Genomic DNA, 11,051 nt, shown 5'->3' with positions numbered 1-11,051 from the left:
AGTCCCGGCACAGCGCGTTGAAGCAGGAAGCCCCCGGAAGGGTCACACGACCCAGGCCGGAATCCCTGGACTTTAGGCCAGGGAGCACGTCAATCACTCCTTCGTCAGGCGTGTCATCCGATGCAGCCGCACCGGCCGCATCAGGCTCACGCTGATGTTCCGTACCCACATGGTCGTCGACATGCCCGGCGGCATGCCTGGGGTCGACGATGATCTCGCCGAGCTGCGCGAGCTGGGCCGCCGCGTCGGCGACCGCTGGATGCGCGCGCAGGTCGCGAGCGCGGCCGCGGAGGCAGGGATGATGCGCGGACGGTACGAGGAGGCGCGTGCGGCGTACGAGGAGGCTCTGGTGCTCGCCCGCGAGGTCAGGGCGCACGCCGAGGAACCGTTCCTCCTCGCCCGCCTCGCCGAACTCGACTACCGGACCGGAGACATGGCGGGCTTCGAGCGGACTCTGGCCGAGTCGGAGACCGAGGCGGAGCGCTACCAGGTGCACGACGCCCGCGCCTACACCCACTTCCTGCGCGCCACCGTGGCCCTGGACCGGGGCGAGATCGCAAAGGCGCGACGGCTGGTCACCGAGGCAGAGGCCTCGGCCGGACGCGGCAGCCCGCCGTCGCACTTCAGCGCGGTGGTCGAGGGGCTGGCTGCCCGGATCGCCGTGCACGAGACGGGGGCCGAGGGCGGTCCGGTGGCCGGGATTCGCGGTCTGACACTCGCACTCCGCGCGGCGCGGGACGCCCAGTGTGCCGAAGTCGTCACCGGACATCTGGCGGACGGCGTGGCGGCCGTGCTGCCGAAGGTGGGCCGTCACGGAGCTGCCGTACGGATCCTGGCGGCGGCCGACGGCTGGCGCCTGTCCGGCCCGCGAACCAAGGCGCAACAGGCCGAGGCGGACGAGGTCGAGCGACAGGCGCGCGAGGAACTGGGACCTCAGCTGTACGAGTCGGAGCGCGCCGCAGGCCGCACACTGGCGGTCGACGACGTCATCGATCTCCTGACCCGCATCACCGCGGAACTCCCGGAAACGTCGGAAATCCAGGCCTCCCCGGAAGCTCGGTGACAGCACCCGACGGCCGCACCCGACGACCTCACCCCGGGCCCCCTCATCGACAACTGATGGTCGAGTGCGCCCAGTCGGCGAGTGCCACGCCGCCGCCCGGATGTACCCGCTCGACGACGAGCCGGATCCTTTCCTGACCGGTGATACCGACCCGGACGGGTATGGCCGGGTCGTTACGGTTCACCACCGGGGACTGCCAAAGCCGCGTCCCGTCACGGTTGAAGACGGAGAAGCGCACCGAGCCGCGCCCCCTCGTCATGTCGTCGACCCCGACCATGGCCTCGTAACGCGTGCACTGCCGGTTCAGCTGGATGGTGACCGAGGACTTGGTGTGGACGGTCACTCCGTGCGCGTACTGTGTGCCGCCGATCGACAGGTTGGAACGCTGCCAGACCCAGTTGCTCTCACTGATCACCACCTCCGGTCGGGTGTGGTCACCCAGCATCGAATAGCTCAGCTCGCTGAGCCGGTAGACAGTCGGCGCGGGCGGCGGAGGCGGGGTCGAGGCCGGGGCAGGCGGTTTCGGTTTCGCGGGAGGCGTCGACGGCTTGGGGGGCGGTGTCGGCTCGGGGGTGGGCGTCCGAGCCGGATTCGGCGTAGGCGTCGATTTCGGTGGGGGAGTCGGGGACGGGGCAGGTGGCGCGGGCGGCGCCGGTGCTTCGGGCTTCGGTGGTGCGTGCTTCGGTGGTGCGGGCTCCGGGGGTGTCGGCTTCGGGGGCGCGGGCTCCGGCGGTGCGTGCTTCGGCGCTCCGGGCTTCGGTGGTGCGTGCTTCGGCGGTGCGGGCGTCGGCACCGCGGGCGCCACGGCAGCCGGCTTGGCCGCATGTCTGGCCTCGGGCTTGGGCTGGTCGTCGCCGACCAGTGCCCAGGCCAGTCCGGCCGTCACGGCCGCGGCAACCGCCGCCGCGATACCTGCCTTCACCGGGGCACCGAGCCCTTCCGAGAGCGCGGCACCACCGGCCGCTCCCCCGGACGAGCTTCCACCGGTCGCCGCTGCGGCGGCACCCGCGCCCGCGGCTCCCGCCGCGCCACCGGCGACGATTCCGGCAGCCTTGAGCGCATACCCGGCGGCGAACCAGCCGATGACCGCGACCGGCAACAGCGCAGGAATTCCGGCGTTGACATGGGCGAGTTCGCCGGCGGCGAGCCGGCACTTCAGGCACTCGTCCAGATGCCCCCGCAACCCGCGCTCAGCCCGCATCCGGAGGCCGCCCCGGGCATACGCGCCGAGGCGGTCGGCGTAACGCGCGCAGTCGCCGCCCGAGGTGAGTGCCTGGCTCACATGCGCCTGCAGGTACGCCTGCTTGAGCCCTTCGCGGGCCCGGCTGGCCAGCACCGCCGTGGCATTGGCGGTCAGCCCGAACAGCGGGGCGATCTCGCTGGGTGACTCCTCCTCGACGGTGGTGTGCCACAGCACCGCCTGCCAGCGCTCCGGCAGACTGCGAAACGCCTGCATCGCCATCGACTGCTCTGCCTCGTGCATCGCCAGCACCTCGGCACCCAGGTCGAGCGTGTCCACGTCCGACACCTGGGAGGACTGGGATGCCTGGGCGGCGAACACCGCAAAGTCATCGACCAATTGCTCCCGCTTCGCAGTCTTGGTCCAGGCGGCTCCGACATGCCGGACAGCCGTCATGAGGTAGGCCCGTACCGCCTCCTCGGGCCCCTTGCCCCTGCGTACCGCCTGCAGTGTGCGGGCGAAGACCTCGGCGGTCAGATCGTCGGCGGTGTGCGCATCCCGGCAGCAGGTCCGCGCGTAGCGGCGCACCGCGTCCGAGTGCCGCCGGAACAACTCCTCGTACGCGAGATCGTCGCCGTCCCGCCGCATCTGCTTGATCAGCTCGGCGTCGGAGAACGCGGAGCCGGAGAACGCGGAGCCGGAGGCATCGGTGGCGGTGGTGTGGCCACCCTTCCGCTGCATCGGCACAGCAATGTCGGTCTCGACACCGGCCTCGACGGGTGCCGACCACGGACCGGGCAGGACCGTGCCGCCCTCGGCGTCACCACCTGACCGCCCGGGTCCGGCCTGACTCGGTATCTGCCGGGAGGACGGCCCACCGGCCTCCGCCACACCGCCCACGGCGGAGACGTCGTCGAACGACTCTTCCTGCTGCCCGTCACCGCTCATCGCGGAAGCCCCCGTATGCGCTGTCGGACCCGAATACCGGGCAAGCGTGCCACATGGCGCAATCACGCCGAACCTCCAGCCCCAGCAACCACTCATCCGGGGCGTTTTCTCGAATGTGGTCTTAGTAGCCACTCATTCGGGGAAGGCTCAATGGGCTTTTCCGCACGGGTGGGTTGCAGACATCGGGCAGCAGCCTCACCGGCGAGAGCCGATCAAACGCCGGACAAACGCCGGTCAAGAGCCATTCGAGCGGCGCACGAGAGCCGGCCAGACATCCGGAGAAGAGCGGAGCCGGCGCTGCGGAGAGCCGGTCGGTGGGCGGTCGGGCCGCCCGGTCCAGGCCCGGTCGAGAGCGCGGACGCGGAGGCCGGAAGCGAGGGAGACAGACGTGGAAGCCGGATGCGGAAGCGGAACACGAGGGGCGCACGAGCGACGATGAGCTGCCGAGTGGGACCCACCAAAACAGGCCACGCCGACCGTTCAACGCCCAACGCATTCACGCCAGGCCAATCACGCCGACGGCACACCCCGGCCACCCGGCCCGATCCGACCGCTCACCCCAGCCATCCGGCCAGGAGAGCCGACGCGCGCACGCACATCACGCCCGCGCACCAGCACCCTCAGGCGACCCCGCGCGCACGCGTTGCCCCCGTCACCACGCTCACCCGCCAGCGCACGCGCGCGCCACGCTCACACGCGCACTCCGCTGCCGCGCACCCCATTCACGCGGCCGGTCGCGAGCGCAGCCCCTCCAGCAGGATGTCCAGAAGCCGGCTCGAAGCCGCAGCCTGCTGAGCCGCGTCAGGTAGCGAAGGCGCCGCCGTCGCGATGACCAGCAGCACATCCGCCACCGTCACATCACGGCGCAGCTCACCGGCCGCCCGTGCCCGGTCCACCAGCCGGCCGACGACCTCCAGCAGTTCACCGGCCCCCGTGTCGTCGTCCTCGATGCCGTCCTCCGTGACGGAACGCCCGTCAGCCGGCCGGAGGTCGGCCTGCGCCGCGCCCTGCCGCTGCTGAGGCACCCGCGTCTCGTCCCGAGCACTGCCCGGCCCCGAGCCCGATACGGAGGCCGCTATGGCCGCCGGCTCCCCGACCGCGTTCGAGTCGTCGGCATCGACATCGGTATCGACGCCGACCCGCAGCACCTGCGGCGGCAGCAGCCGCCCCGCGCCCGAGGCCACGGACGTCCGCAGGAAGCGCGACAGCGCCGACCACGGCTCTTCCTCCTGGCCCAGCGCGGTCCGCGCCTGGTCCGTCAGCCGGGAGGTCTCCTCCTCGGCTATCCGCCGCACCAGCACGTCCTTGCTCGGGAACCGCCGGTACACCGTGCCGACTCCGACTCTGGCACGACGCGCCACGTCCTCCATCGGAGCCCCGTACCCCAGCTCGCCGAACACCTCGCGTGCTGCTCGCAGCACATGCTCCAGATTGCGCTGTGCGTCCACGCGGAGCGGAGCCGAGCGCCCGTTCGCTCCGGCCACCTCGGCACTTCCGGCCGTGCCGCCCGTTCCGGCTGCCGCGACCGTGCCGACCGGACCCACCGTGTCCACTACCCCTAATGCCCCGTTCTGCCCTTTTTCGTCGGACGAATGAGGCGTGACTGCCGCAGCAGTCTGCCAATGAGAATCCTGAATGTGCATAGCTGTTCCCCCGGTTATGACGTCTCCCCCCGGAGACTTCCCGCCGTTTGAGTCAGAGAGTGGAACATGGTCACAGCCCGACACCCCGACGACATACGAACATAGTTGAGCCCGCGTCAATTCAGAAGGGGGTAGTTCCGCACGGAGCGCCCCCCGATCGGAGCAAGGGCCGGTTGGTTACTGATTCGCCCCCCGTCCGCCACCCCTACTCCAACCCCTGACCTGCGCAGCTTCCGTACCGTCGCCGCGATCAGCAGCAGCGGCCCGTCCGGAACCTCCGGTCACACAATTTGCCGGGGCTGTGGACAAACCCTTGAGCACGTTGCGTCATGGGGTGGTGATGGCTTCAGATTCCGGGGGAACACCCCCCGGCCCCCCGCCGGGTGTGCGCATTCTCGTCGTCGGCGGCGGCTACGTCGGGATGTACACAGCGCTGCGTCTCCAGCGGAAGCTGAAGCAGAGACTCAGAAGCGGTGAGGCCGAGATCGTCGTCGTCACGCCCGAGCCTTATATGACGTATCAGCCATTTCTGCCCGAAGCGGCCGCCGGTTCGATCTCACCGCGCCATGTCGTCGTGCCACTGCGCCGGATCCTGCCGCACTGCAAGATCCTGATCGGTGAGGCACAACGTATCGACCACGCCAAGCGCACCGCGACCGTCACCACCCTCGCCACCGGGGAGGACGGCACCGGCGCCGTCGAGATCCCGTACGACGAACTCGTCCTCGCACCAGGCTCCGTATCGCGCACCCTCCCGGTCCCCGGCCTCGCCGACCACGGCATCGGCTTCAAGACCATCGAGGAGGCCATCGGCCTGCGCAACCATGTCATCGAGCAGATGGACATCGCCTCCGCCACCCGCGACCCGGCCATCCGCGACGCCGCCCTCACCTTCGTCTTCGTCGGCGGCGGTTACGCGGGCGTCGAGGCCCTGGCCGAGCTGGAGGACATGGCCCGCTACACCTCGCGGTACTACCACAACATCAAGGCAGAGGACCTGAAATGGATCCTCGTGGAGGCGTCCGGACGCATCCTTCCCGAGGTCGGCGACGCCATGGGCGCCTACGCGATCCGTGAGCTGCGCGGCCGCAATATCGACGTCCGCCTCGACACCCGGCTGGAGTCCTGCGAGGACCGGATCGCCGTCCTGAGCGACGGCTCCCGCTTCCCGACCCGCACCCTCGTGTGGACCGCGGGCGTCAAACCCGCGCCGATCCTCGCCGCCACCGACCTGCCGCTCAACGAGCGCGGCAGGCTCACATGCACGGCGGAACTCACCGTTGAAGGGGCCGAGCACGCCTGGGCCGCCGGGGACGCCGCGGCCGTACCCGACCTGACCGCCGCGGAAACGGGCAAGGAGACCGCCCCCAACGCCCAGCATGCAGTGCGCCAGGCCAAGGTCCTCGCCGACAACGTCCTTGCGTCGCTCAGCGGCGAACCCCTCAGCGAGTACCGGCACAGCTATGCGGGCTCCGTCGCCTCACTCGGTCTCCACAAGGGCGTCGCCCATGTCTACGGTCGTAAACTCAAGGGCCGTCCGGCCTGGCTGATGCACCGTGCGTACCACCTCAGCCGCGTCCCGACATTCAACCGGAAGGCCCGTGTCCTTGCCGAATGGACCCTCGCCGGGCTCTTCAAACGCGAGATCGTCTCCCTCGGTTCGCTGGAACACCCGCGCGCCGAATTCGAACTCGCCGCAGGAGGCAGACGCCCCAGGCCCACCGGCCCACCGAACACCGGCGGCTCGCCGGGACCCGGCCACCCACCAGGGCCCGAAGGCCCGCCGAGGAACGGCGGCTGACTGCCCGTCGGCCCGCCTGCGCGCCTGCCCGGGGCCCGGCCGTACCGACAACTGTCAGTACGGTCCGCCACACTGGACGTGTGACCATGGGTGGGCCCAAACCTGCACAGAGTGACCCGGCCGGCAGTGACCGACACCGAGCAGCCCGCCCGAGCGGACCAGACCGACACACGAGGCCAGAAATTCCGTGAACTTCACGCGTTGGAGCGCCCGCCTACCCGGAACGCAGCGCCGCGCCGCCGCACGGGACGACCGCAATCCCGTGCCCTCGGCCCGCGCCGAGTACGCACAGCCCGAGACCGGGCCCTGCCCACCGGACGGCGACGCGCGCAGTGACGCGCCTGGCGACAGGAGCGACGACACGCGTCACGACACGCACGGCGAACCTCCCGGGGACCGCGGCCCCGCCCTGGAAGATCTCTCCGCCCGCGACATCCTCGGTCAGCTGCCCGCCCTGGTGGCCCTGGTGTACGGCCCCGACCACCGGATCGCGTACGTCAACGACGCCTACACCGCCGCCTTCGGACCCCGCCCGGCCGGCGCCACCGCCGCCGAGGCCATGCCCGAGCTCACCGAACTCAGCCTGCTGCCCCTCATGGACCAGGTCCTGCGCAGCGGCACACCCCGTACGGTCAAGTCCCGCAAGGCCCGCAGCGGCAATTCGTACACCGTGACCTGCACCCCGGTACACAGGGACAGCGACAGCGAAACCGACGGCGGCGGCGACGGAGACGGAGACAGGAACAAGAAACAGAACAAGGGCAACAGGAGCAACAAGAACAGGAACAAAGGCAGCGAAGGCGGAGTGCTCGTGTACGCCGCCGATGTCACCGACCACGCCGAAGCGGCCGAACGGCTCCGCGCCAGCGAGCGCCGCCACCGCGAAACGGCCGTCACCCTCCAGCGCTCCCTGCTCCCGCAGGAACTGGAGCAGCCCGACGACCTGCGGATCGCCGCGACCTATCAGCCCGGCGGCACGGACGCGGCGGTCGGCGGTGACTGGTACGACGTCATCACGCTCGGCGCAGGCCGCACCGCCCTGGTCATCGGGGACGTGATGGGCCGTGGGGTGCGAGCCGCCGCCGTCATGGGCCAGCTCCGCACGGCCGTGCGCGCCTACGCCCGCCTCGATCTCCCGCCGCACGAGGTACTCCAGCTCCTTGACGGTCTCGCCGCCGAGATCGACGCCAGCCAGATCGCCACCTGCGCCTACGCGGTCCATGATCCGAACGAGGGCCGGCTCGTCTACGCCTCCGCCGGGCACCTCCCGATCCTGGTGTGCGACGAGGACGGTACGGTCCACCGCGCCGAGGACCCGACAGGCCCCCCGCTCGGCACCGGCGGCTGGATCCACACATCGGGCACGATCGCGCTGCCGCCCGGCTCCACCGCGGTTCTTTACACGGACGGCCTGGTGGAGCGCCGCAGCGAGGACATCGACGAGGGCGTCGCCTCTCTGGAACGCGCCCTCTCCGGTGCCAAGGGTTCACCCCAGGTGGTCTGCGACCGGCTGATCCGCTCCCTCGGCGTCACCGCGGAACACGACGACGACGTGGCGCTGCTGGTGGTCCAGCACCCCGCCCGCACGGGGACGAACGCGGAGCTGTTCCACAACGCCTCGCTCGATCTCCTCGGCGGCACCGAAGCGGCCCCGCGCGCCCGCGCCTTCGCGACCGGCGTCCTGACGTCGTGGCGATTCCCCGTCGAACTCTGCGACCTGGGCGTACTGGCCGCCGGCGAACTCGTCGCGAACTCCCTCAAGCACGGCACCCCGCCGATGCGCCTGGGCCTGCGCCGCACCGACCGCCGTCTGATCATCGAGGTGACCGACGGCGACGACCACCTGCCGCGCCGCCGCCGCGCCGATCCGGCGGACGAATCGGGCCGCGGCATCTCCATCGTCGCGACGATCGCCACGTCATGGGGCAGCCGCCGCACACCGGGCGGCGGCAAAGCGGTCTGGTGCGAATTCGCCCTGCCGCAGTAGGGGCCCTGCCGAAGCAGGACCCCTACTCACCCCTACTCGCCCTACTGCCTCAGCGAGTGGTGGCGGCGCAGGCGGCCACGGGCTCGGCCTCCGGCAGCGACACGGCCACCACCCTGGACGGCACCGTCTCGATCGACGGCTGATCCTGTACGGGAGTGAGCCGTCGGCCGAACCGCAGCGCCAGCACCGTGATGCCCAGCGAGAACAGCACGAACGTCACGATGTACGGCCCGTGCAGCGCCGCCCCCATCGGCCCGCCCACGGCCGGACCGACCGCCAGCGCGAGCTGTTTGCACAGGGCGAACGCGGAGTTGTACTGCCCGACCATCGACTCCGGCGCCAGATCGGCGACCAGCGGCGCCACGGTCGGCGACAGCATCGACTCACCGAGTCCGAACAGCGCGTACGTGGAGATGAACGCGGCCGTCGCCATGGTCTGGCTGCCGTGCCCGAGTCCCGCATACCCCGCCACGATCCAGGCGAACGCCCAGATCAGACCGACCGAGGCGATGACCCGGCTGCGCCTGCGGCGCTCCACCAGACGCAGCACGACGAACTGCGCGACCACGATGACGGCGGTGTTGGCGGCCAGCGCGATACCGAGCGTCGAAGGCTGGATTCCGGCGGCCTCGGTGCCGTATGCCGCAAGCCCGGACTCGAACTGTCCGTAGCAGGCGAAGAACAGCACGAAGCCCAGCACGCACAGCTGCACCATGGCCCGGTGCGAGAGCAGCGCCCGCAGCCCGCCCGGCGCCTTGGACCCGTCGGTGGGCGTTGCCCCGGAGAAGGAAGGCGCACGGGACAGCCGCACCGTGGAGGCGATGACACCGAGCACGATGAACATCGCGGCCTCGATGAGGAACAGCAGGGTGAAGGTCTCCGGCCGGCTCGTGTCGACGATCTGCCCGCCGACCAGCCCACCGATGCCGAGCCCGAGGTTCTGCAGGAAGAACTGCATGGCGAAGGCACGCGTACGGGTGGCGGTGCTGGAGCACCACACGAGCATGGTGGCGAGCGCCGGCTGCATGACCGCCGTACCCGCGCCGAGCACCGCGGCCGACAGCACGGCAGCGGTCACATTCGACGACAGGCCGAGGGCGGCCGCGCCCAGGGAAGCGACGACCGAGGCGATGACGAGTACGGGCAGCGGCCCGCGCCGGTCGATGGCACGCCCGGTGAACGGCAGAACGGCGAGCGCTGCCATGGCGAAGACCGCCAGCACGACTCCCGCCGTACCGGCACCCAGATCCCGTACCTGTGCCACATAGACGTACAGATACGGAACGGTGAACCCCAGCCCGAACGCGCTCAGCGCGCTACCCAGCTGGATCCGCCGCAGTGCTGCACCCATCTCCCTGGTCACACTCACCTACCTCAAGGTCTCGAAGCGACTTGCCGAGCCAACCGAACGACTCGAACCCGAAGACTTTAGCACTAAAGTTAGAAGCTCAACAATTCAGACCGAAGGACTTCGAAGGCTTTGGAGGGCGTGCCATACTGCCCGCCATGTCTGACACCACCGAGCAGCCCGGCCCGCAGGAGCCGAGCCTCGACGAGCAGATCGCCGCCTATCAGCGCGAGTTCCGAGACCTGGACCCCCAGGTCGAGCAGGTCGTCTCGGCCCTGGGCCGACTGAACCGCCGGATGAACGTGGCGTACGGGCGCCAGGTCGCCGCCCTCGGCATCAGCAACGCCGAGTGGGAGGTCCTCAAGACCCTGGTCCTGGCCGGCTCCCCGTACCGCCTGGGCCCGGGCGAGCTGGCCAAGCGCCTCGGCCTGACCCCGGCGGCGATGACCCACCGCATCGACCGCATGGCGGGCGAGGGCCTGGTCACCCGCGACCGGGACGAGAACAACCGGGTGCGTGTGATCGTCGAGCTGACCGACGAGGGCCGTACGAAGTGGCTGGAGGCGATGCGCATGGCCACCGACTTCGAGGAGGACCTGCTCCAGGACCTCACGGGCGACGAACGCGGAGTCCTCGGCGACATGCTGATCCGCCTCCTGCGCCGCGTCGAACACGCCCAGCCGGACGCCGGCGGCCGCCTCACCGACCTGGACTGAACCCCTGTCGGACACGCGGGAAAACGGCTTGACCTGGCGAGGTTGACACGCTCCTCCTCGATCCGTAGGGTTCTTCGAGTTGCCACGGAGCCGGAACGGTTCTGCGGCAACCGATCCCGCCGCGAATGCGGCAACCAAAACTCAGTACGATCTCCCACTCGGGAAAATTTCGGCATGCCGAAATTGATTTCGAAGACTCGATTATGAGTCGCCGGGAAAATCCGCTAGAGTTTGAAACGTCGGAACGGCCCAACAGCCGGGAAGACAAATCCCGCTGACTGGGAATCAGGCCCGAAAGGATCTGATAGAGTCGGACTCGCCGGAAAGGGAAACGCGAAAGCGAAGAACTGGAAAGCAACCCCGCT

The 11,051-nt window shown here is 70.1% G+C and carries 7 protein-coding genes; 4 read left to right on the top strand and 3 right to left on the bottom strand.

Translation table 11 applies throughout. From position 1 onward, the window contains the following. The first annotated feature begins 154 nt into the window (after positions 1-154). Entirely contained in the window at positions 155-1,063 is a 909-nt protein-coding gene (locus tag ABTZ94_RS32740) for a hypothetical protein (RefSeq protein ID WP_351206306.1), read from the top strand. A gap of 43 nt (positions 1,064-1,106) precedes the next feature. Here ABTZ94_RS32740 and ABTZ94_RS32735 read toward each other — a convergent pair whose 3' ends face one another. After that, a complete protein-coding gene (locus tag ABTZ94_RS32735; RefSeq protein ID WP_351206304.1) occupies positions 1,107-3,191 on the bottom strand; it encodes a sigma-70 family RNA polymerase sigma factor in 2,085 nt (694 codons plus the stop codon). A 722-nt stretch (positions 3,192-3,913) separates the two neighbouring features. Next, positions 3,914-4,834: a TetR/AcrR family transcriptional regulator gene (locus ABTZ94_RS32730; protein ID WP_351206302.1), complete on the bottom strand. Its 921-nt coding sequence runs from the start codon at positions 4,832-4,834 to the stop codon at positions 3,914-3,916. Between the two features lie 340 nt (positions 4,835-5,174). Here ABTZ94_RS32730 and ABTZ94_RS32725 point away from each other — a divergent pair, with 340 nt between their 5' ends. Continuing rightward, complete coding sequence (locus ABTZ94_RS32725) at positions 5,175-6,635, top strand: NAD(P)/FAD-dependent oxidoreductase (protein ID WP_351206300.1); 1,461 nt, start codon at positions 5,175-5,177, stop codon at positions 6,633-6,635. A 187-nt stretch (positions 6,636-6,822) separates the two neighbouring features. Continuing rightward, positions 6,823-8,622, top strand: a complete 1,800-nt coding sequence (locus tag ABTZ94_RS32720; RefSeq protein ID WP_351206298.1) for an ATP-binding SpoIIE family protein phosphatase — start codon at positions 6,823-6,825, stop codon at positions 8,620-8,622. Between the two features lie 49 nt (positions 8,623-8,671). Here the strand turns inward: ABTZ94_RS32720 and ABTZ94_RS32715 are convergent, their stop codons facing one another. Beyond that, positions 8,672-9,973, bottom strand: coding sequence for an MFS transporter (locus ABTZ94_RS32715; RefSeq protein WP_351206308.1), 1,302 nt, complete (start codon positions 9,971-9,973; stop codon positions 8,672-8,674). A gap of 155 nt (positions 9,974-10,128) precedes the next feature. Between ABTZ94_RS32715 and ABTZ94_RS32710 the strand changes: the two genes are divergently transcribed. Further along, positions 10,129-10,686: a MarR family winged helix-turn-helix transcriptional regulator gene (locus ABTZ94_RS32710; protein WP_351206296.1), complete on the top strand. Its 558-nt coding sequence runs from the start codon at positions 10,129-10,131 to the stop codon at positions 10,684-10,686. Positions 10,687-11,051 lie beyond the last annotated feature (365 nt).

It is taken from the genome of Streptomyces sp. NPDC002785 (assembly GCF_040295565.1).
Taxonomy (GTDB): domain Bacteria; phylum Actinomycetota; class Actinomycetes; order Streptomycetales; family Streptomycetaceae; genus Streptomyces.
The sequence above is the reverse complement of the archived record's forward strand: the minus strand, read 5'-3'. Positions and strand labels throughout refer to the sequence as shown.

Bases quoted from the DNA above. Each gene is read 5' to 3' on its own strand.
- ABTZ94_RS32740 (WP_351206306.1), top strand. From the start codon at position 155: ATGTTCCGTACCCACATGGTCGTCGACATGCCCGGCGGCATGCCTGGG.
- ABTZ94_RS32730 (WP_351206302.1), bottom strand. From the start codon at position 4,834: ATGCACATTCAGGATTCTCATTGGCAGACTGCTGCGGCAGTCACGCCT.
- ABTZ94_RS32715 (WP_351206308.1), bottom strand. From the start codon at position 9,973: ATGGGTGCAGCACTGCGGCGGATCCAGCTGGGTAGCGCGCTGAGCGCG.
- ABTZ94_RS32725 (WP_351206300.1), top strand. From the start codon at position 5,175: ATGGCTTCAGATTCCGGGGGAACACCCCCCGGCCCCCCGCCGGGTGTG.
- ABTZ94_RS32735 (WP_351206304.1), bottom strand. From the start codon at position 3,191: ATGAGCGGTGACGGGCAGCAGGAAGAGTCGTTCGACGACGTCTCCGCC.
- ABTZ94_RS32710 (WP_351206296.1), top strand. From the start codon at position 10,129: ATGTCTGACACCACCGAGCAGCCCGGCCCGCAGGAGCCGAGCCTCGAC.